Source organism: Azospirillum sp. A23 (assembly GCF_042938965.1).
Taxonomy (GTDB): Bacteria; Pseudomonadota; Alphaproteobacteria; order Azospirillales; family Azospirillaceae; genus Azospirillum; species Azospirillum melinis.
The window spans coordinates 378576-397500 of sequence record NZ_CP170666.1 but is presented as its reverse complement, the minus strand read 5'-3'; the positions used below and the strand labels follow the sequence as shown (position 1 = coordinate 397500).

21 protein-coding genes (1 of these 21 running past the window's edge) are annotated in these 18925 nt (G+C 68.4%); 16 read left to right on the top strand and 5 right to left on the bottom strand.

The window, feature by feature from the left end:
- On the bottom strand, window positions 1–1549 hold the 5' portion of the coding sequence (gene edd / locus ABNQ40_RS10835; RefSeq protein ID WP_391346479.1) for a phosphogluconate dehydratase. Its footprint begins 290 nt before the window's first position; the window shows 1549 of its 1839 coding nt (coding positions 1–1549); its start codon is at window positions 1547–1549; the stop codon falls past the left edge of the window.
- A gap of 238 nt (window positions 1550–1787) precedes the next feature.
- Here edd and ABNQ40_RS10830 point away from each other — a divergent pair, with 238 nt between their 5' ends.
- The 9 genes from ABNQ40_RS10830 (at window position 1788) to pqqE (ending at window position 8334) form a co-directional block, all read left to right on the top strand.
- Window positions 1788–2705, top strand: a complete 918-nt coding sequence (locus tag ABNQ40_RS10830) for an SIS domain-containing protein (RefSeq protein WP_109048673.1) — start codon at window positions 1788–1790, stop codon at window positions 2703–2705.
- 249 nt (window positions 2706–2954) lie between these two features.
- A complete protein-coding gene (pedF, locus tag ABNQ40_RS10825; RefSeq protein WP_391346476.1) occupies window positions 2955–3416 on the top strand; it encodes a cytochrome c-550 PedF in 462 nt (153 codons plus the stop codon).
- Between the two features lie 172 nt (window positions 3417–3588).
- Complete coding sequence (locus ABNQ40_RS10820) at window positions 3589–4239, top strand: response regulator transcription factor (protein ID WP_109048675.1); 651 nt, start codon at window positions 3589–3591, stop codon at window positions 4237–4239.
- A gap of 14 nt (window positions 4240–4253) precedes the next feature.
- Window positions 4254–4850, top strand: a complete 597-nt coding sequence (locus ABNQ40_RS10815) for a rhodanese-like domain-containing protein (RefSeq protein WP_247879649.1) — start codon at window positions 4254–4256, stop codon at window positions 4848–4850.
- Window positions 4851–4986: 136 nt separating this feature from the next.
- Window positions 4987–5067, top strand: a complete 81-nt coding sequence (gene pqqA, locus ABNQ40_RS10810) for a pyrroloquinoline quinone precursor peptide PqqA (RefSeq protein WP_014249839.1) — start codon at window positions 4987–4989, stop codon at window positions 5065–5067.
- A 112-nt stretch (window positions 5068–5179) separates the two neighbouring features.
- The gene (gene pqqB, locus ABNQ40_RS10805; RefSeq protein WP_109048676.1) at window positions 5180–6112 is read left to right on the top strand and encodes a pyrroloquinoline quinone biosynthesis protein PqqB; all 933 of its coding nucleotides are present in this window, start codon (window positions 5180–5182) and stop codon (window positions 6110–6112) included.
- Window positions 6109–6885, top strand: coding sequence for a pyrroloquinoline-quinone synthase PqqC (gene pqqC, locus ABNQ40_RS10800; protein WP_109048677.1), 777 nt, complete (start codon window positions 6109–6111; stop codon window positions 6883–6885). Before pqqB ends, pqqC begins: the two co-directional genes overlap by 4 nt.
- Window positions 6882–7178 carry a pyrroloquinoline quinone biosynthesis peptide chaperone PqqD gene (pqqD, locus tag ABNQ40_RS10795; protein ID WP_109048678.1) on the top strand — a complete coding sequence of 99 codons (297 nt, stop codon included), beginning with the start codon at window positions 6882–6884 and terminating at the stop codon, window positions 7176–7178. Before pqqC ends, pqqD begins: the two co-directional genes overlap by 4 nt.
- A 37-nt stretch (window positions 7179–7215) precedes the next feature.
- Window positions 7216–8334: a pyrroloquinoline quinone biosynthesis protein PqqE gene (pqqE, locus tag ABNQ40_RS10790; RefSeq protein ID WP_109048679.1), complete on the top strand. Its 1119-nt coding sequence runs from the start codon at window positions 7216–7218 to the stop codon at window positions 8332–8334.
- Window positions 8335–8393: 59 nt separating this feature from the next.
- Here the strand turns inward: pqqE and ABNQ40_RS10785 are convergent, their stop codons facing one another.
- Entirely contained in the window at window positions 8394–8570 is a 177-nt protein-coding gene (locus ABNQ40_RS10785) for a hypothetical protein (protein WP_174473776.1), read from the bottom strand.
- A gap of 209 nt (window positions 8571–8779) precedes the next feature.
- Here ABNQ40_RS10785 and ABNQ40_RS10780 point away from each other — a divergent pair, with 209 nt between their 5' ends.
- From ABNQ40_RS10780 to ABNQ40_RS10760, 5 genes are all read left to right on the top strand, one after another.
- Window positions 8780–9691 carry an ABC transporter substrate-binding protein gene (locus tag ABNQ40_RS10780; RefSeq protein WP_109490794.1) on the top strand — a complete coding sequence of 304 codons (912 nt, stop codon included), beginning with the start codon at window positions 8780–8782 and terminating at the stop codon, window positions 9689–9691.
- 51 nt (window positions 9692–9742) lie between these two features.
- A complete protein-coding gene (locus ABNQ40_RS10775) occupies window positions 9743–10885 on the top strand; it encodes an ABC transporter permease (protein WP_109490795.1) in 1143 nt (380 codons plus the stop codon).
- Window positions 10882–11841 (top strand): ABC transporter ATP-binding protein, encoded by a 960-nt coding sequence (locus tag ABNQ40_RS10770; RefSeq protein ID WP_109048680.1) that lies wholly within the window; start codon window positions 10882–10884, stop codon window positions 11839–11841. The genes ABNQ40_RS10775 and ABNQ40_RS10770 overlap by 4 nt, the downstream gene beginning before the upstream one ends.
- The gene (locus tag ABNQ40_RS10765) at window positions 11838–12596 is read left to right on the top strand and encodes an ABC transporter permease (RefSeq protein WP_247879651.1); all 759 of its coding nucleotides are present in this window, start codon (window positions 11838–11840) and stop codon (window positions 12594–12596) included. Before ABNQ40_RS10770 ends, ABNQ40_RS10765 begins: the two co-directional genes overlap by 4 nt.
- A gap of 92 nt (window positions 12597–12688) precedes the next feature.
- The gene (locus tag ABNQ40_RS10760; RefSeq protein WP_109048681.1) at window positions 12689–13252 is read left to right on the top strand and encodes a hypothetical protein; all 564 of its coding nucleotides are present in this window, start codon (window positions 12689–12691) and stop codon (window positions 13250–13252) included.
- 20 nt (window positions 13253–13272) lie between these two features.
- Here the strand turns inward: ABNQ40_RS10760 and ABNQ40_RS10755 are convergent, their stop codons facing one another.
- The 3 genes from ABNQ40_RS10755 to ABNQ40_RS10745 are packed head-to-tail and all read right to left on the bottom strand — an operon-like array spanning window position 13273 to window position 16929.
- A complete protein-coding gene (locus tag ABNQ40_RS10755; protein WP_247879652.1) occupies window positions 13273–13863 on the bottom strand; it encodes a membrane integrity-associated transporter subunit PqiC in 591 nt (196 codons plus the stop codon).
- Between the two features lie 29 nt (window positions 13864–13892).
- Window positions 13893–15611, bottom strand: coding sequence for an intermembrane transport protein PqiB (locus ABNQ40_RS10750; RefSeq protein ID WP_109048683.1), 1719 nt, complete (start codon window positions 15609–15611; stop codon window positions 13893–13895).
- Window positions 15604–16929 carry a paraquat-inducible protein A gene (locus ABNQ40_RS10745; protein ID WP_247879653.1) on the bottom strand — a complete coding sequence of 442 codons (1326 nt, stop codon included), beginning with the start codon at window positions 16927–16929 and terminating at the stop codon, window positions 15604–15606. Before ABNQ40_RS10745 ends, ABNQ40_RS10750 begins: the two co-directional genes overlap by 8 nt.
- A 282-nt stretch (window positions 16930–17211) precedes the next feature.
- Here ABNQ40_RS10745 and ABNQ40_RS10740 point away from each other — a divergent pair, with 282 nt between their 5' ends.
- Together ABNQ40_RS10740 and ABNQ40_RS10735 are read left to right on the top strand one after the other, a co-directional pair.
- Complete coding sequence (locus ABNQ40_RS10740) at window positions 17212–18000, top strand: GntR family transcriptional regulator (RefSeq protein WP_247879654.1); 789 nt, start codon at window positions 17212–17214, stop codon at window positions 17998–18000.
- Window positions 18001–18065: 65 nt separating this feature from the next.
- The gene (locus tag ABNQ40_RS10735) at window positions 18066–18896 is read left to right on the top strand and encodes a transporter substrate-binding domain-containing protein (protein ID WP_247879655.1); all 831 of its coding nucleotides are present in this window, start codon (window positions 18066–18068) and stop codon (window positions 18894–18896) included.
- Window positions 18897–18925 lie beyond the last annotated feature (29 nt).

Genomic DNA, 18925 nt, shown 5'->3' with positions numbered 1-18925 from the left:
CATCGGTCACCAGCGCGACCTTGAAGCCCTTGTCCTGCAACACGCCCAGCGGCGGGGTCAGCTTGTGCAGTTCCGGCATGCCGTTGGCGCCGGGCCCTTGGTAGCGGACGACGACGATCACATCGCGGTCGAGTTCGCCGGCGCGGAAGGCGGTCTGGACCGACTCCTGGCTGTCGAAGACGCGGGCCGGGGCCTCGACAAGACGATGCTCCGGCTTGACCGCCGACGTCTTGATGACGCCACGGCCGAGGTTGCCGGTCAGCACGCGCAAGCCCCCTTCGGCGGCGAAGGGCGCCCCGGTGGTGGCGACGACCGACGGGTCGCCGCTCTGGTCGGTGGCGGCACGGGTCCAGGTCAGGGCACCGCCCTCGTCCAGTTCCGGCATGCTGCGGTACGGCTCCAGCCCACCGTCGCCATGGATGGTGGAGATGTCGGTGTGAAGGAGCCCGGCGTCGATCAGTTGACCAATGACGAAGGGCATGCCGCCGGCCTGATGGAAGCGGTTCACGTCGGCGCTGCCGTTGGGGTAGACGCGGGCCAGCAGCGGGACGACCGCCGACAGCTCCGAAAAATCCTCCCAGTTCAGTTCGATGCCGGCGGCGGCGGCGATGGCCGGGATGTGCAGGGTGTGGTTGGTCGAACCGCCGGTGGCCAGCAGCCCGACGATGCCGTTGACCAACGCGCGCTCATCGACGATGCGGCCGATGGGGGTGCCGGCGCCGGGGACGGTCATCGCCACCACCCGGCGGGCGGCGGCATCGGTCAACGCATCGCGCAGCGGCGTGTTGGGGTTGACGAAGCTGGCGCCCGGCAGGTGCAGGCCCATGATCTCCATCAGCATCTGGTTGGTGTTGGCGGTGCCGTAGAATGTGCAGGTGCCGGGGGCATGGTAGGACTTGGACTCGGCCTCCAGCAGTTCCTCGCGACCGACCTTGCCCTGGGCATAGAGCTGGCGCGCCTTGGCCTTGTCGGCATTCGACAGGCCCGACGGCATCGGACCGGCGGGGACGAAGATCGTCGGCAGATGGCCGAAGGCGAGCGATCCGATCACCAGGCCGGGAACGATCTTGTCGCAGATGCCCAGGCACAGGACACCGTCGAAGGTTGCGTGGGAGAGTGCGACGCCGGTCGCCAGCGCGATCACGTCGCGGCTGAACAGCGACAGCTCCATGCCCTCGTAACCCTGGGTGACGCCGTCGCACATGGCGGGCACGCCGCCGGCAACCTGCGCCACGCCGCCGGCCGCGCGCACCGACTCACGGATCATCGCGGGATAGCGCTCGTAGGGCTGATGGGCGGAGAGCATGTCGTTGTAGGCGGTGACGATGCCGATCGACGGCTGCGTCTCGCCGCGCAGCGCCGCCTTGTCGTTCGTGCCGCAGGCCGCGAAGGCGTGGGCGAGGTTGGCGCAGCCCAGGCGATGGCGGCGCGGCTTTCCGCCAGCGCTTTCCAGCCGCGCCAGATAGGCAGCACGGCGATCGCGGCTGCGCTCCGCAATACGCTCCGTCACGCGGGCGACGACAGAATTCAGGGGGGCGGGCTTGCTCATGATCGCGTCTCGACCGTTTGTGGGAGGCGATGATTTCCGGAACGGACCATACGCCTGGGAGGGCTGGCTGTGAAGAAAAATTTTTTCATAAATGGGATGGCTCGGCTGGATTTCTCGCCATCCACGGCAAAATTCTTCATAGTGACGGCAGCGCCGCTCCGGACGCTGCCGCTTTCGCGATGGTCCAGCGGCCGGTGCCTCGCGGAATCGGCCCTTTCCAGGGAAGTAACTTTACGCCATGACATCCCCGGTCAACAGCACAGCCGCCTCCCCTACACCATTGGATATATTGGATGAGATCCGCCGGTTGCGAGGCGAGCTGAAACGGTCGGAAGGGCAGATCGCCGATCTGGTGCTGGCCGATCCGCGGCGGGTGCTCGACCTGAACGTCACGTCGCTGGCACAAGCGGCGGAGGTCAGCGAGGCGACGGTGGTGCGTTTCTGCCGCAGCGTCGGCTGCGCCGGCTTCCCGGACTTCAAGCTGCGGCTTGCCGAATCCCAGGCACGGGATGCGTTGCGCGACGAGGTGCGCGGCGGTACCCCCTATGTCAGCAAGGATGTCGCGCCGGACGACGATGTCGGAACATTGGCGCGAAAAATTTTTTCATCGAGCGCTGCGGCTTTGACCGCGGCATCGTCCACGCTGGACGACGAAGCACTGGAGCGCGCCATCGCTCTCCTGGCGGGCGCGTCGCGGGTGTTGTGCGTCGGCACCGGCGGGTCGAGCGCGCTGGCCCAGGACGCGGCGCACAAGCTGCTGCGCTTCGGCGCCGACGCCCAGCCCTGCGCCGACCCGGTGCTGGCGCGCATGCTGCTGGTCAACATGACGGCCGGCGGGGTGCTGCTGGCGCTGTCCAACACCGGGCGCAGCGGGACGATCAACGAACTGGCGGCGGCGGCGCGGTCGCAGGGCACGGCAGTGGTGGCGATCACCGCGCCGCGGTCGCCTCTGGCCGCGATGGCGAGCGTCGTCATCGCCAGCCGGCCGGTGGAGGACACCGAGATGTACACGCCGATGGCCTCGCGGCTGGTGCACCTGACGCTGATCGACGTGCTGTCGACGGGGGTGGCGCTGCGGCTGGGCGATCCGGCGGTGCGGCAGCTGGCGAAGGTGAAGGCGGCGATCAATGCCGGGCGGCTGCCGCCGCTGACCTGACTGCGGGTTCCCGGCGGGTTCCCGGTGGCTTGCCCTTTGCGTCATCCGACCATAGACCAAGCCGCCGCGGCGCAATTCCGACCTTGCTGGCGGGTCTTGTACCATCGTCGAATAATTAAGCGAACGAACGATTGCTATCCTCGGCCGCAATCCGGCCCTGCAACCGTCAAGCACCTCCACGAAACGCGGAGTCTGCGGCACGGCACAAAGCGGGAGCCCAAAGACGGATGCAGGAAGAGGACGCAAGAGATGACGCAGAGGCCCGCCAAGCCGCCCATCCGGTCCCGCCGGCTCGCCCCCTTTGCCCCGCTTGCCCTGGCCGGCCTGTTGACGGTGGCACTGTGCGGCCAAGCTCTCGCCCATGGCGACGTCGTCCCGCAGCCGGTGGACACCACCGGGCTGGAGAAGCTGGGCGAGACATGGCGGGACAGCAATCCCTACCGCGGCAACCCGCGCGCGGTGGAGATCGGCGCCTCGGCCTTCAACCAGAACTGCGCGCGCTGCCATGGGCTGGGGGCGGTGTCCGGCGGCATCGCCCCCGACCTGCGCTATCTGGAGAAGGGCGACGGCGGCGACGAGTGGTTCAAGGAGCGCGTCACCAACGGCTCGATCCGCAACGGCGTCACCTACATGCCGAAATTCGGCGACGCCTTGGGGCAGGAGGCGCTGTGGTCGATCCGCTCCTGGCTGGAAACCGTGCACGAGGAGTGACGGCCCACTCCAACCGAAGGGGAGTACATCCGATGGCGGTGCGACATGTTCGCGCACAAAACAATTCGGGTCGTTCGCGTTGTTGCGCCCGTCCATTTCGCTCTGACACAATGGAGGCGGGACGCTGTCCCAGCCTTCATCTTTTCTGCTGCTGTGCAAGGAACCGCAGGCCATGACCCGGATCCTGATTGCCGATGACCATCCGATGGTGCGCGACGCTTTGCGCAGCGCGGTGCTCTATTCCTGCCAGGCGACCGACGTGATGGAGGCGGACCGGCTCGACAGCGTCATGCAGGCGCTGGAGGAGCGGGGCGACCTCGATCTCGTGCTGCTCGACGTTAACATGCCGGGCATGAACGGCCTGGGCGGGCTGCGCACGTTGCGCCAGCGCTTTCCAGCGACGCCGGTCGTCGTCGTCTCCGCCCACGAGGAACGCCGCTGGGTGCGCGAGGCGATGGAGAGCGGGGCCGCCGGCTTCATTCCGAAATCGACCCCGCGCGACGCCATCGCCGCCGCCCTGCGCCAGGTCCTGAACGGCGAGCTTTACGTTCCTCCCCAAGCCGCGGACGAGGCGACCGCCGACGAGGCCGAGGATGCTGAGACCGCGGAGATCGCGCGGCGCATCTCCACCTTGACCGCGCAGCAGCTGCGGGTGCTGGAGCTTCTGGGCACCGGCAAGTTGAACAAGGAGATCGCCTTCGACCTCAGCATCACCGAGACGACGGTGAAGGCCCATGTCTCGGCGATCCTGCAAAAGCTGAAGGTCTACAGCCGCACCCAGGCGGTGGTGATTGCCAACCGTGTGCTGGCCGACCGGCGGTGAGGGCCTGTGCGCACTTGTCCCCACCCCGCCCGGCGAGGGAGGTCAGGTGGGGATCCACCCTCCCAACAGTCGCCGTTCTTCTTCTCACCCTCGCCCTCACCACCCCCACCCTTGCCGCCGGCATTCCACAGCCGGACGGCTACCGCCTGTCAGACTACCGCTCCCCCACGCCGGACGGGGTCGTCGGGGCGGAAACGGTCGACACCCCTGCGGTGCAGGCGCTGTTGTCGCAAGGCCGTCTAATTCCGGTCTTCGTCCAGCGCCTGGAGCGCAGCACGCTGCCCGGCGGCCCCTGGCTGCAATCGAAGCCCTACCGGCAAATACCCGGCAGCGTCTGGCTGCCCAATGTGGGGGTGGGCGCCCCCGATCCGGCGACGCTGGCATGGTTCGAGTCCCAACTGGATCGGCTGACCGGCGGCGACCACTCCCGCGATCTTTTGTTCTACTGCCTGTCCGATTGCTGGCTGTCATGGAACGCGGCCAAGCGAGCGGTGTTGCTTGGGTATGCCCGTGTCCATTGGTACCCGACGGGCATCGACGGCTGGATGGAAGCCGGTCTGCCGACAGAGGAGGCCCATCCGCTACCGCCTCCCGCTGCCCCCACCCCCTGATATCGGGGGCGGGTCGGCACCGAAGGAGATGGCGGATTACACCATGGTAGCATGGCGGCCCTCCGCCTCCGACCGCTACTCTTCATCTTGCCAACCATCCTGGTAAGCAACAGTCAGCAAGCAGGAGTATCACGCGATGAAGACCTGGCGCAAACCGAAGACCACCGAAATCGCCGTCGGCACCGAAATCAACGCCTACGCCTGCGCCGGCCTGTAAGCCGGACGAACCGGGGCCGGGGAAGCACGGCGTGACAGCTCTTCCCCGGACCTGCCTTCCATAGGGCCTTTTTCCCAAGGACCGCGCTTAAGACGCGCTCAAGACGGTGGTCATGAAGATTCTCGTACTCGGTTCGGCAGCCGGCGGGGGCTTCCCGCAATGGAACTGCGCCTGCGAGGGTTGCCGCCGTGCCCGTTCCGGCGATCCGGCGGCCAAGCCCCGCACCCAATCGTCGCTGGCGGTGACCGCCGACGGCGAACGCTGGCTGTTGCTGAACGCCTCGCCCGATCTCGGCGCGCAAACGCTCGCCAACCCGCAGCTGCATCCCCGGAATGGCCTGCGCGGAAATCCGATCGGCGCGGCGCTGCTGACCAATGCAGACATCGACCATGTGGCGGGCCTGCTGACCCTTCGCGAATCCCATCCCTTCGCCGTTTATGCCACCCCGCGCGTCCATGGCGTGCTGGCCGGCAACAGCGTGTTCAACGTGTTGAATCCCGAACTGGTCGCGCGCCGCCCGATGGCGCTGGGCGAACCCTTCCAGCCCGCCGGCGCCGACGGCCGGCCGCTGGGACTGGAGGTCGAGGCGTTCGCGGTGCCGGGCAAGGTGGCGCTCTATCTGGAAGACGCGTCGGCCGGCCCCGGCTTCGGCTCCGTCGCCGAGGACACGGTGGCGTTGCGCATCCGCCCAAGCGACGGGTCCAGCGACGGCTTCTTCTACATCCCCGGCTGCGCCGGCATGCCGGGTTGGCTGGCCGACCGGTTGCATGGGGCGCCGCTCGTGCTGTTCGACGGCACCACCTGGACCGACGACGAGATGATCCGCAGCGGCACCGGGGTGAAGACGGCGGCACGCATGGGCCACATGCCGATGTCGGGACCGGCCGGCAGCATGGCCGCCTTCGCGCCGCTGAGCGTCGCCCGCAAATTCTACATCCACATCAACAACACGAACCCCGCCCTGCTGGAGGATTCGCCCGAACGGGCGGAGGCCGAGGCGGCCGGCTGGCGCATCGCCCATGACGGGCTGGAGCTGACCCTATGACTGAGCTGATGTCCCGCGAGGAGTTCCGTGCCGCGCTCTATGCCATCGGCGAGCGGCAGTATCACGACCTCCACCCGTTCCATCAGCTGCTGCACGGCGGCAAGCTGCAGAAGGGGCAGATCCAGGCCTGGGCGCTGAACCGCTTCTATTATCAGGTGTCGATCCCGCGCAAGGATCTCACCATCATGTCGCGCATGGACGATCCGGCGCTGCGCCGCGCCTGGTTGCAGCGCGTGCTGGACCATGACGGGCTGACCCAGACCGGTGAACTGGACGAGACCAAGGTCGGTGGCATCGAGCGCTGGCTGCGGCTGACCGACGGGCTGGGGCTGGATCGCGACTATGTGAAGTCGCTGGAGGGTCTCCTGCCCGCCACCCGCTTCGCCGTGGATGCCTATGTCAACTTCGTGCGCGACCATTCGCTGCTTGAGGCGGTGGCATCCTCGCTGACCGAGCTGTTCGCACCGTCGATCCACCGTGAGCGCATCGCCGGGTTCGAGCGCAACTACGCCTTCGCCAACGACAGCACGCTGTCCTATTTCCGCAAGCGTCTGGACGAGGCGCCGCGCGACGTGGAGTTCGGGCTGGACTATGTGCTGACCAATGCCCATACGGCGGAGCAGCAGCGGCAATGCCTGCGCGCCCTTCGCTTCAAGACCGAACTGCTGTGGGCGCAGCTGGATGCCCTGCACCATGCCTATGTCACCCCCAATCTGATTCCGCCCGGCGCCTTCGTGCCGGTGGACATGGAACCGACACGGTACAGCCGGTGAACGCCGTCGCTCCCCACATTGCCGAGACCGACCGGTTGAGGCTGGCCCCCGGCGTCATGCTGCGCAACGACCGCCGCCGCGACCAGTGGATGCTGATGGGGCCAGAGCGGCTTCTGGTGCTGGACGAGATGGCGCTGGCGGTGGTGCGCACCTGCGTCGGTGCAGAGATCGCCGATGTGGCCACCGGTATCGACCGGCTGACCGTGGAATACGACGCGCCGCGCACGGAGGTCGCCGCCGACGTGCTCGAGATGCTGACCGACCTGCGCAACAAGGGTTATGTCGTCACATGAGATGCCCCGGGAGGTGTGTCTCCAGGAGGTGTGTCCAATGAGCTGCGCCCTGCCCGCCTTCGCGGCATCTTCGGCCGCCGAACCGGCTCCGCCCTTCGCCGTGCTGATGGAGCTGACGCACCGCTGCCCGCTGCGCTGCCCCTATTGCTCCAACCCGGTGGCGCTCGAGTCCGCCAGCGCGGAACTGGACACCGCCACCTGGAAGCGCGTGCTGGACGAGGCGGCGGAGGTCGGTGCGCTCCAGGTGCATTTCTCCGGCGGAGAACCCTGCGTCCGCAAGGATCTGGAGGAACTGGTCGCCCACGCGACGGAGATCGGGCTCTACAGCAACCTCATCACCTCCGCCGTGCTGCTCGACCGGGCCCGGTTGGAGCGGTTGCAGCGCGCCGGGCTTCAGCACGTGCAGATCAGCCTTCAGGATGCCGAAGCGACCGGCGCCGACCGTGTCGGCGGCTTCAAGGGCGGCCACGTGAAGAAGCTTGAGGTGGCACGGGCGGTGGTCCGGCAGGGTATGGCGCTGACCATCAACGCGGTTCTGCACCGCCACAACATCGACCGGGTGAATGACGTAATCGATCTGGCGATGGATCTCGGTGCCGGACGGATCGAAATCGCCAACGTGCAGTATTACGGCTGGGCGCTCGCCAACCGCGCGGCCCTGATGCCGTCGCGTGAGCAGTTGCTGGCGATGGACGCGGCGGTGCGCTCCCGGCTGCCCGAACTGGCCGGGCGGATCGTCGTCGATTACGTCGTGCCGGATTATTACGCCCGCCGGCCGAAGAGCTGCATGGGCGGCTGGGCGCGCCGTTTCATGAACGTCACCCCGCGCGGCCGGGTTTTGCCCTGCCATGCGGCGGAGACGATTCCAGGGATGATGTTCGAGACGGTGCACGACCGCAGCCTGTCCGACATCTGGCGCGATGGTCCGGCCTTCACCCGCTACCGCGGCACCGACTGGATGCCGGAGCCCTGTCAATCCTGCGACCACAAGGAAGAGGATTGGGGCGGCTGCCGCTGTCAGGCCCTGGCGCTGGCGGGCAGCGCCGATGCGACCGACCCGGTTTGCGAGCTGTCGCCGGCCCATTCGGAGGTCGCCGTGCTGCGCGACCGCGACGCCGCGGCACTGGGGACGGAGTGGACCTATCGCGGACTGTAGAAGAGTTTGGCGTCAGGGGGAGTATCGGCCTCGATCCTCCCCCTACTTGACCGCCCTCGTCACTTGTCGTGCCCCGACCCGCCCTTCTTGCCGCCGCCATCCTGCTTGTTGACGGTCGCCCAGGCGCGGCTTTCTGCCTCATCTTTCGACACGCCGCGCTTCTCGTAACTTTCTTCGATATGCTCGGCCTTGCGCTTCTGCTTGTCGGTGTATTTGTCCTTGTCGCCCTGGGACATCGGATCCTCCTGTTGGGCTGTGGGGGTTTCCCGCTCAACAGTTTCGCCGGATGGGAAGTTCCTCAGGGAAATAGGCGAAAACTCATATCCGGGACAGGACAGACGGAAAGCGCGGCTTGCCGTAAGCGCAGCCGTCACCCATCCTTTTCCCAATGCTTTCAGGGGGAGGTTCCGGGGTGTTCACGATCTTCAACAAGAGCCGCGCCTTCATGGGTGCGGCCATGGGTGCGGCAATTCTGGCGGTCGGTCTTGCCGCCGGCACGGCACAGGCGGCGGATGCGGTCCGCGTCGGCTCGAAGCTGGATGCCGAAAGCGGTCTGCTCGGCACCATGATCCTGCAGGTCTTGCAGGCGGGCGGCATCCCGACGGAGAACAAAATCCAGCTGGGTCCGACCAAGATCGTGCGCGGCGCCCTGCTGTCCGGCGAGATCGACATCTATCCCGAATATACCGGCAACGGCGCCTTCTTCTTCAATGTCGACAGCGATCCGGTCTGGAAGAATGCCGGCGCCGGCTACGACAAGGTCCGGCAGCTCGATCAGGAGAAGAACGGCATCGTCTGGCTGAAGCCGGCCCCGGCCAACAACACCTGGGCGCTGGCCGTGCGGCGCGATGTGGCCGACGCCAACAAGCTGAAGACCATGGAGGATTTCGCCAAGTGGGTCGGCGGCGGCGGCAAGGCCAAGGTCGCCGCGTCGGCGGAGTTCGTGGAGAGCCCGGCCGCCCTGCCCTCCTTCCAGCAGACCTACGGCTTCGCGCTCAAGCCCGACCAGATGCTGATCCTGGCCGGCGGCGACACCGCGGCCACCATCCGTGCGGCGGCCGAACAGACGTCCGGCGTCAACACCGCCATGGTCTACGGCACCGACGGCGCCATCGCGGCACTCGACCTAGTCGTGCTGGCCGACACCAAGGGCGCCCAGATGGTGTATGAGCCGGCGCCGACCGTCCGCGCCGCCGTGCTGACCGCCAACCCGAAGATCGCCGATCTGCTGAACCCGGTCTTCTCCAGCCTCGATGCAGAGACCCTGCGCGGGCTGAACGCCAAGATCTCGGTGGACGGCCAGGACCAGAAGCAGGTCGCCACCGAGTATCTGAAGTCCAAGGGCTTCCTGAAATAAGCCGGCGACGTGACCAGCCGACTTCTCGTGCACAACCGCGTCGCCCTGCTGATGGTGCTGGCCGCGGCGGTCGCCGCCATGGCCTTGCCCTTTCTCGGCTTCGCACCCAACCGTCTGCTGTCGGGACGGCCGGTGCCGCTGTGGGCGGCGGTGCAGGGGCTGGACGGGGCGGCGGCCCTGCTGCCGGGGTTGGTGCTGCTGGCGACGCCGTTCTTGCGGCCCACCCGTGCCGGGCTTGGCCTGACCGTCGCGGCGGGCGGACTGTTCACCGCCGGGCTGGTCTGGCTGGCGGGCGCGCAGGCGGTGGCATTGGCGCAGGGAGCGTCCGCAGCGGCGCGGACCTCCTTCGCCTCCGGCTTCTGGGTGATGGCGGCGGCGGGTCTGCTGACCGCCATCGACGCGGCGCGCCGGCTGGAGCTGGGCGCCATCGGCCGGATGGCGGTCGGGGGAGCGGTCGCCGCGCTGGTGGCGCTGCAACTGGCATCCGGTCATCTCGACGCGCTGTCGATCCTCAAGGAATATGCCAACCGGCGCGAGATTTTCGCCGACGCCGTGCTGCGCCATGCCACGCTGGTGGCGGCGGCGCTGGTCCCGACCCTGCTGATCGGCATTCCTCTCGGCATCGTGGCCCACCGGGTGCAGGCGGTTGGGCGCGCGGTGTTCCCGGTGCTGAACGTGGTGCAGACCGTGCCGTCCATCGCCCTGTTCGGCCTGCTGATGGCACCGCTGGCGGCGCTGGGTGCGATGCTGCCGGGTTCGGGGATCAGCGGGGTTGGCCCGCTGCCGGCGGTGATCGCGCTGACGCTCTATTCGCTGCTGCCCATTGTCCGCAACACCGCGGTCGGGCTGGACGGCGTTCCCGCCCCGGTACGGGAAGCCGCCCGGGGCATGGGACTGACACCGCGCCAGATCTTCCTGCGTGTCGACCTGCCGCTGGCGCTGCCGGTTTTCCTGTCGGGACTGCGCATCACCGTGGTCCAGGCGGTCGGGCTGGCGGCGGTGGCGGCGTTGATCGGAGCCGGCGGGCTGGGTGCCATCATGTTCCAGGGGCTTTTCGCCAACGCGCTGGACCTTGTGCTGTTGGGCGCCGTTCCCGTCATTCTGCTGGCAGTGGCGGCCGACGCCCTGCTTTCCATCGGCATTGCCGCCGCCACCCACAGCATCGGCGTCCTGCCGGGAAAGAGTGCGCCATGATCGAATTCGAGCGGGTGACCAAGCGCTTCGGCTCCTGGACGGCGGTGGATGCCGTGTCCTTCACCGTGGCGGAAGGGGAATTCCGCGTGCTGATCGGGCCGTCCGGCTCCGGCAAATCGACGGTGCTGCGGATGATCAACCGGCTGATCCCCGCCGACGAGGGCGCCATCCGCATCGACGGCGAGGACATCGCGTCCCTGAAGCCGGAGGAATTGCGCCGCCGCATGGGCTACGTCATCCAGTCGGTCGGTCTGTTCCCGCACTGGACGGTGGAACGCAACATCGCCACCGTCCCCGGCCTGCTCGGCTGGCCCAAGGCGCGCATCCGCGACCGGGTGACGGAACTGCTGGAACTGCTGAACCTCGACCCCCGCCGGTACCGCGGCGCCTATCCGCACCAGCTGTCCGGCGGACAGCAGCAGCGCGTCGGCGTCGCCCGCGCCCTGGCGGCGGAACCGCGCATCCTGCTGATGGACGAACCGTTCAGCGCGCTAGATCCGATCACCCGCGCCAGCCTTCAGACGGAACTGTCGGCCATCCACCGCCGCACCGGCACCACCGTGGTCTTCGTCACCCACGACATGGACGAGGCACTGCGTCTTGGCGACAGCATCGCGGTGATGGACCATGGCCGGCTGATCCAGTGCGCCACGCCGCTGGACATCCTGACCCATCCGGCCAGCCCGCTGGTGCGCGACCTCGTCGGGCGCGAGGAATGGGGTCTGAAGCGGCTGGCGGTCGAGACGGTCGGCGACCGCGCCCGCCGGCAGGAGAGCGTGACCGGCGAACCGCTGACTGCGGAGACCCCGCTACACCGCGCCTTGTCGGAGATGGTCGCCCGCGGCACCGAACGGCTGCCGGTGGTGGACGGCGATGGCCAGCCGGCCGGCGTGCTGCACCTCTCCGACCTCGTCCGTCCCACCTCCGGCGGAACGGTCCCCGGCGGCACCGCATGACCGGCGCCGGCATGGCCCCACGGGATTTTCTGACCGACCGGCTGATGCTGGGTCTGATGGTGCTGGTGGCGCTGGTGCTGGGCATGCCGTCGCTGAAGCCGCTGTTCGCGACGTTGTTCCCCCGCCTGGACCGGCCGCTGTACGAGGCGGAGAGCTTCGTCAGCCTGACGCTCGACCACATGGCGCTGGTCGGCGCCTCCAGCCTCGCCGCGATCCTGCTGGGCGGCGGTGCCGGCATCGCCGTCACCCGTCCCTGGGGGCGGGAATTCCGCGGCCTGCTGGAAACCGTCGCCACCATGGGCCAGACCTTCCCACCGGTGGCCGTGCTGGCGCTGGCGGTTCCGGTGATGGGCTTCGGCCCCGAACCGGCGCTGATCGCCCTGACGCTCTACGCCCTGTTGCCGGTGGTGGAGAACACGGTCGCCGGGTTGGACGGCGTCCCGGCCCCGGTGCTGGACTCGGCCCGCGGCCTGGGCATGGGGCCGGCGGAGGTGCTGTTCCGCGTCGAGCTGCCGCTGGCCGCCCCGGTGATCCTGGCGGGCATCCGCACCGCCGTCATCATCAATGTCGGCACCGCCGCCATCGCCTCCACCGTCGGCGCCAAGACCCTGGGCCTGCCGATCATCGTCGGGCTGAACGGGTCCAACCAGGCCTATGTCATCCAGGGCGCGCTGATCGTCGCCGCACTCGCCGTGGTGATCGATGCCGGGTTCGACCGGCTCGCCGGCTGGCTGACCCGATGGTCGCAACGCTGAAGACAGACCGGGCACGACTATATTTGCGAATGACTTGCATTCGCATTTTGAGCATCCTACTCTCCGCTGATCCACCCCAAGCGGAGTCCGCCATGTCCAGCATGCAGTTTCATCGCCGCGCCGCCCCTCGTCGCGAGCGCTTCCAGGATCTGTGCGATGCAGAGACGCTGGTCGTCTCGGTGCTGCGGCTGTGGGCGGAGCCTCTGCGCGAACCGGAGCGGCAGCATCCGCATTGGCAGGATGGAATGACCGCGGCCGGACTGTCGAACGATGCGGCGGTGGCGTTCGACACGCTGATGCGCATCGTGCTCGCCGCCACCAACCGCCCGCTCGACCTCCACCGTCCGCCCTGCCCGGCTCTGGGCACCGACGAGGCGCTGCTGCTCGACATGTTGCGGCTGGCCCAGCAAGGGCTGCATGGCGAGGCCGGGGTGCTGATGAACGACTGGCTGTCGCTGACCGCCGTGCGCATGGCGATGGCGCCGCTCTGCGTCCTGGCCGCGGCCCTCGCCCGTGCCGGCCTGACGCTGCCGGACCCTGCGCAGGCGTCGCCGATGCCGAGCCGGCCGACCGCCTCTCCCATCGACAGGCAGCGGGACAGGCCGCGGGACAGGCCGAGCCCCACCGCCGACCGCGGCGCCACCCTGCTGCACTGAGGCGGTTCCGCGCGTGCAGCCTAGTGCCGCAATCCCGCGGCAATGCGATCCGCCAGCCGGCCGACCGCCTGGCTCATCGTCCGAACCTGCGCATCGGCCTCTGCACCGCCGGACGGCACCTCGACGGTTTCGCGCGCCGGCGCGATCCTGCGCCCGCCGGACCCGCTGCCGGACGACAAGGTCCATTGCACATCCAGAACCACACGCCCGGTGGCGTCGGCATCGAAGCGCAGCACGGTGACGGCCAGCACCGGCGTCCCCTCGGCCAGCCCGCTGCCGGCAACCGGCAGCACCGTCGTCCCCGGCAACCGCGCCGCAAGATCGCCGGCCAGGGTGGAGCGCAGGCCGTCGGCCAGCGGCTCCGCCCAGCGGTCATACTCCAGCGTCTCCACCCGGTTGCCGTCGATGCGGCGGACGATCTGCGGCCGATCGATCAGCATGGGCAGGTCGAGCGAGCCCAAGGCCAGGGTCCGGAACGTTGTCGCTGCCGGCTGCGCCGAACCGGCCGGCGGGATCACCGCCAGCGTGTAGAGCCGGCTGTCCGGCGTCGACTGGCAGGCCGCCAGCATGAAAAGCGGCAGCGCCAGCGCAGCATTCCGGAATCCGCGCATCACCTTCATTCCCTCTGCTCCCCGTCCCATTATTTCTTGCCCCGCAGCAGCGCTTCAGGGTGACGTTCCAGATAGTCGGCCAGCACACGGAAGGACCGCGCGGCATCGTTCAGCTGCCGCATCACGCCCGGCAGGTCCGCCTGTCCGCTCCCACCGCCGAGCAGCCCGTTGGCGTTCTTCAGCGTGCCTTCCGCCGCGGTCGCCACCCCGCGCAGGCTCTTCACCAGTTGCGGCAGTTGCCGGTCGGCGTCGCGCATCAGCGCATCGGCGCTGCCCAGCGCCTTGGCGAGTGCGGCCAGCGACCGCGCGAGGTCCGGCGATCCGGCGAGCCCGCCCACCGACTGCAAGGTGCCGCGCAGGTCGGCGATCAGCGCGTCCAGCGGCAGGGCGGAGATCTTCTCCATCACCACCCCGGCCGAGGCCATGATCGAATCGAGGTCGCTGGAGGCCACCGTCGGCAACTCCGACCGCTCCGACCCCGGCGAGGGTGGCACCCCGGGAGCGTAGTCGAAGGACACCAGCTTCTGCCCGGTGATCAGGTTGCCCGAGGCCAGCCGGGCCCGCAGCCCCTTCTGCACCTGCATTGCGACCAGCTTGCGCACCGCCGCCTCGTCCATCGGCTTGCCATCGATCACGGCATAGGTCCGGGCGACCAGATCGGGTTCGAAATCGATGTCGACGGGGATGTGCAGTTCCTCCTTGGCCTCGTCATACACCAGCCGCACGGCGGCGACATGGCCCACCGTCAGGCCGCGCATCAGCACCGGTGCTCCGGCCTGCAACCCTTGCACCGAACCGGGGAATTCCAGCCGGTAGCGCACGCGCAGCCGGTCGCGTGCCGCAGCGGCGGACGCCTGATCCTCGTAGAGCGTGAAGCTGGCCCAATCCAGCGCCTGTGCCCCGGCCTCCGGATCGGGCGGGGTCTCCAGCACCACGCCGCCCAGCGCCAGCGACTTCAGCGATTCCGTCTGGAACTTGATGCCGTCGGCCCCGGCGGAGAACTGGATGCCCGACGAGCGCCAGAAGCGGCTTCCCTCATGCACCAGGCCCTCATAGGGGGCACGGACGAAAATCGCCACCGACACGCTGCGGTCCTGCGGCGACAGGTTGTAGCCCATCACCTCGCCCACCTGGACGCCGCGGAAATAGACGGGAGAGCCCTGGGCCAGCGACCCCAGTTGCTCGGTCTTCAGGTTGAAGCTGCGGCCCGGCACGTCGGCGCGGACCACCGGCGGCTCGTCCAGCGCGTCGAACTCCCGCCGGTCATCGCCGCCGCCGGGCTCCATCTCCACATAGGTGCCGGATACCACGGTGCTGAGCCCCGACACCCCGCCGAGGCCGAGGCGCGGCGCCACCATCCAGAAACGGGTGCCATCCTTCAGATGGCGGCCGGCGGTGCGGTCCATGCGCGCGGTGGCGATCACCTGCGACAGGTCATCGGACAGCCGCACCGATTCGATCACGCCCAGATCGACGTTCTTGTGCTTGATGCGGGTCCGCCCGGCCTCCAGCCCGTCGCCGGACTGGAAGGTGATGACGATCTGCGGCCCGCGCTCCTCGAACCAGCGCCAGCCGAGCCAGCCGGCGATCAGCGCCGCCACCAGCGGCAGCAGCCACAGGGGTGACAGCCGCCGGCGCGGCGGTGTCGCGACCTCGGGCGGATGATCGGCAGGCGGGTGGCCGGCAGACGGGCGGCTTTCCGGCGAATGGGTGTCCGGCCGGTCGTTGTCTCGGGTCTCGTCAGCCATGCCGCGTCATTCCAGCCTGTTCGTTCTGCGTCGCATCGGGCGCGCCCTCTTCCGCACGGTCCCACATCACCCGCGGGTCGAAGATGTGGCTTGCGATCATGGTCAGCACGACCACGCCGGCGAAGGCGATGGCGCCGGGATCGGCGCGGACGGAGGCGACGGCGCCGAACTGCACCAGCGCCGTGAGGATGGCGATCATGAACACGTCGATGTTGGACCAGCGCCCGATGGCGTCGATGATACGGTACAGCCGCGTCCGGGCATGCAACCTCGCGGCCGAACGCCGCCATGCGGCCAGGAGGAACCAGCCGAGCCCCACCAGCTTCAGCACCGGCACGGCGACGCTGGCGACGAAGACCAGCAGGGCGAGCGGCCACAACCCGGCCTCCGCCAGTTCATGCACGCCGCTGAGGATCGTGCTGGGGGCACCCTGGCCGAAATTGACGACGGTCATCACCGGCAGCAGGTTGGCCGGGATGTAGAGCACGGCACCGGCGGACACCAGCGCCGCGGTGCGCTCCAGGCTGTTCGGTTCGCGCGGGTGCAGGCGGCTGTGGCAGCGGGTGCAGCGGTCCGGTGCCGGCCCATGGTCGCAGCCATGGACCCGCTGGCAGACGGTGCAAGCGACCCAGCGCCTGGGCGCCGGCGCATCGCTGGGCGGCACATGGTCGATCGCCTGCCAGACCCGGCGGCTGTCGAGCGCCAGATCCATCAGCGTGCCGGCCAGCACGAAGCCGCCCAGCGCCAGCCCGCCGGCCAGGAATTCCGCGTTGGCAAAGCCCTTCAGCCGCGAATAGCCGACCAGCAGCCCGAGCAGGAAGACGTCCAGCATCGCCCAGGGCCGCAGCTTCTCGGCCCAGGCGAACAGCCGTGCCGTCTCCCGCACCTGGGCGGGAGGGCGCCCATCATGCAGCCGTTGCAGCACGGCGATCACCGCCATGATGCGGGCGAAGGGGGCGGCAAGCACCAGCGCGCCGACCAGCAGCGACAAGGGCCACATGCCCTGGTCGGCCAGAATCTCGACCCCGGTGGTGACGAGGCTGGTCCGGTCGTTGCCCTGGATGTTCACGCCCATCAGCGGGTTGGCGGCGATCAGCAGCAACATCAGGGCGCTGGCGACCGCCATTGGCAACGCGTGGCGGACGCCGCCGCGCCCATTCCGGAACAGAACTGCGCCGCAGCGCGTGCATTCGGCCCGGCGCCCCGGCGCCGGCAGGCGGACGCGGTGCAGGCGGCCGCAGTCGGGGCAGGCGACGAGATCGTCACGACTCTCCACCGCCGGCACCCTCAACCCTTCCTTGCCCGTTCCAACCGACATGCACGCACGCAAACCTTCCAGCCGACGAAACCCGCTCTCCAATTGGCTTTTATCAGCGTTGGCGCAAGCCCCCGCGAAGCGGATAGGCGGAATTCCGCCGCATTGCAACATGGCCTGTGTCACGTTCGGGAATTCGCGATTGACCGAAAGATTATGTACATACATTATCGCCGAAACGTCACATCGCAACGCGGCGCGGAGAGCGGGGTGCAGGGGTTGGTACGGCAAGGCCTGACCGGACAGAACCGCGGTAACGGACCGGCGTCCCCGCCGGAACATCCGTTGCAAGCCGGCCCGGCGCAGACCGGCCTCGCTCCGGACAGCGTCCCGAAGGACAGCACCCTCGACGGCCGCGGCCCCCTGTTCGACCAGATCAAGCGCGCCGTCGCCGGCCAGATCCTGCGCGGACGCTGGCAGGCGGGCCAGCGCCTTCCCAACGAGGCGGAACTGTCCAGCCTCTACGGCGTCTCCCGCCAGACCGTACACAAGGCCATCGCCCTGCTGGCGCGGGAGGGCTTCCTGGTCCGCCGTCGCCGTGCCGGCACCTTCGTCGCCACCGGTCGCCGCGACCGCTTCGCCCTGCCCATCGAGGACATCGGCGACGTGGTGGCGCGGGATGGGCGTGTCTACGAATTCCGCATCCGCGACCGCAAGATTTTTCGCAACGGCGAGGGCATCCGCTGGCCCGACCTGCCCGACGGAACGCCGATCCTGACGCTGGAATGCCTGCATTTCAGCGACGGCACGCCGATCCAGCACGAACGCCGGCTGGTCAATCTCGACGTCGTGCCGGAGGTGGTTGACGAATCCTTCGATGTCGTGGCACCCAGCCGATGGCTGGTCGACCGGGTTCCCTGGTCATCGGCCGACCACACCGTGCGCGCGGTCAACGCGACGGCGGAGATGGCTGCCTTGCTGGGGGTGGAGGCGGGCGCGGCCTGCCTGTCGATCCGGCGGCAGACCATGCATCTCAGCCGACCGGTGACGCTGGTTCATTTCCTCTCGGTCGGCGACCGCTTCAGCCTCAGCGGATCGTCGATCACCGACAGCGCGACCGAGTTGAATTTGTAAACACAAAAGGACCGGCGACAGGCGCCGGCCGCAACAGGGGTGTGTTCATGATGGAGAGCAAGGCTATGGTTCGGACGATGCTCAAGACGGCGCTGCTGGGCGCCACCCTGCTGGTCGCCGGTGCCGCTGCCGGGACCGCGATGGCCGACACGCTGGCCGACGTGAAAAAGGCGGGCGTCTTCACCGTCGCCACCGAGATGCAGTTCCCGCCCTTCGATTTCCTTGAAAACAACGAATACAAGGGCGTCGACAAGGATCTGTTCGACGAAGTGGCGAAGGAGCTGGGCGTCAAGGCCAAGTACATGGACCTGCCCTGGACCAGCGTGCTGCCGGGCCTGGAAGCCAAGAAGTTCGATCTGGTCATCGCCCCGGTCACCATCACGAAGGAGCGTATGAAGCGCTACTCCTTCACCGTTCCGATTTCCGAGGCGACCGCCGCCCTGATGAAGCGCGCCGACGACAAGACCATCAACAAGCCGGAGGACATCGCCGGCAAGAAGGTCGGCGGCGGCAAGGGCACCTCGCAGCTGGCCCAGGTGAAGGAATTCGGCCAGACGCTGCCGACCCCGCCGGACGTGCGCGAATATGTCGACAGCAACCAGTCCTACGCCGATCTGGCCGCCGGCCGCGTCGACGCCTCGGTCAACTCGCTGCCGAACCTGAACTTCGCCGCCGCCCAGCGCAAGGAGACCTTCGCCGTCGTCTTGCCGCCCTTCGGCAAGCCCTCCTACTTCTCGTGGGTCGGCCGTCCCAGCGACGACGACAAGAGCCTGATCGAGGCGGTCAACGCCGCCCTGGTCAAGATCCAGAAGGACGGCCGCATGGCCGCCATCCAGAAGAAGTGGTTCGGCGTCTCGCAGGAGCTGCCGACTACCGTTCCGGAACCGCAGCTCTAAGGAACGCATGACCTTCCCTCTCCCGCCTT

Excerpts from the sequence above, each read along its gene's own strand:
- ABNQ40_RS10745 (WP_247879653.1), bottom strand. The coding sequence starts at position 16,929 with ATGTCGGTTGGAACGGGCAAGGAAGGGTTGAGGGTGCCGGCGGTGGAG.
- pqqC (WP_109048677.1), top strand. The coding sequence starts at position 6,109 with ATGACTGAGCTGATGTCCCGCGAGGAGTTCCGTGCCGCGCTCTATGCC.
- ABNQ40_RS10760 (WP_109048681.1), top strand. The coding sequence starts at position 12,689 with ATGTCCAGCATGCAGTTTCATCGCCGCGCCGCCCCTCGTCGCGAGCGC.
- pqqB (WP_109048676.1), top strand. The coding sequence starts at position 5,180 with ATGAAGATTCTCGTACTCGGTTCGGCAGCCGGCGGGGGCTTCCCGCAA.
- ABNQ40_RS10780 (WP_109490794.1), top strand. The coding sequence starts at position 8,780 with ATGGGTGCGGCCATGGGTGCGGCAATTCTGGCGGTCGGTCTTGCCGCC.
- ABNQ40_RS10775 (WP_109490795.1), top strand. The coding sequence starts at position 9,743 with ATGGTGCTGGCCGCGGCGGTCGCCGCCATGGCCTTGCCCTTTCTCGGC.
- ABNQ40_RS10765 (WP_247879651.1), top strand. The coding sequence starts at position 11,838 with ATGACCGGCGCCGGCATGGCCCCACGGGATTTTCTGACCGACCGGCTG.
- pqqE (WP_109048679.1), top strand. The coding sequence starts at position 7,216 with ATGAGCTGCGCCCTGCCCGCCTTCGCGGCATCTTCGGCCGCCGAACCG.
- ABNQ40_RS10755 (WP_247879652.1), bottom strand. The coding sequence starts at position 13,863 with ATGCGCGGATTCCGGAATGCTGCGCTGGCGCTGCCGCTTTTCATGCTG.
- ABNQ40_RS10770 (WP_109048680.1), top strand. The coding sequence starts at position 10,882 with ATGATCGAATTCGAGCGGGTGACCAAGCGCTTCGGCTCCTGGACGGCG.
- ABNQ40_RS10785 (WP_174473776.1), bottom strand. The coding sequence starts at position 8,570 with ATGTCCCAGGGCGACAAGGACAAATACACCGACAAGCAGAAGCGCAAG.
- pqqA (WP_014249839.1), top strand. The coding sequence starts at position 4,987 with ATGAAGACCTGGCGCAAACCGAAGACCACCGAAATCGCCGTCGGCACC.
- pedF (WP_391346476.1), top strand. The coding sequence starts at position 2,955 with ATGACGCAGAGGCCCGCCAAGCCGCCCATCCGGTCCCGCCGGCTCGCC.
- ABNQ40_RS10820 (WP_109048675.1), top strand. The coding sequence starts at position 3,589 with ATGACCCGGATCCTGATTGCCGATGACCATCCGATGGTGCGCGACGCT.
- ABNQ40_RS10830 (WP_109048673.1), top strand. The coding sequence starts at position 1,788 with ATGACATCCCCGGTCAACAGCACAGCCGCCTCCCCTACACCATTGGAT.
- ABNQ40_RS10750 (WP_109048683.1), bottom strand. The coding sequence starts at position 15,611 with ATGGCTGACGAGACCCGAGACAACGACCGGCCGGACACCCATTCGCCG.
- ABNQ40_RS10735 (WP_247879655.1), top strand. The coding sequence starts at position 18,066 with ATGGTTCGGACGATGCTCAAGACGGCGCTGCTGGGCGCCACCCTGCTG.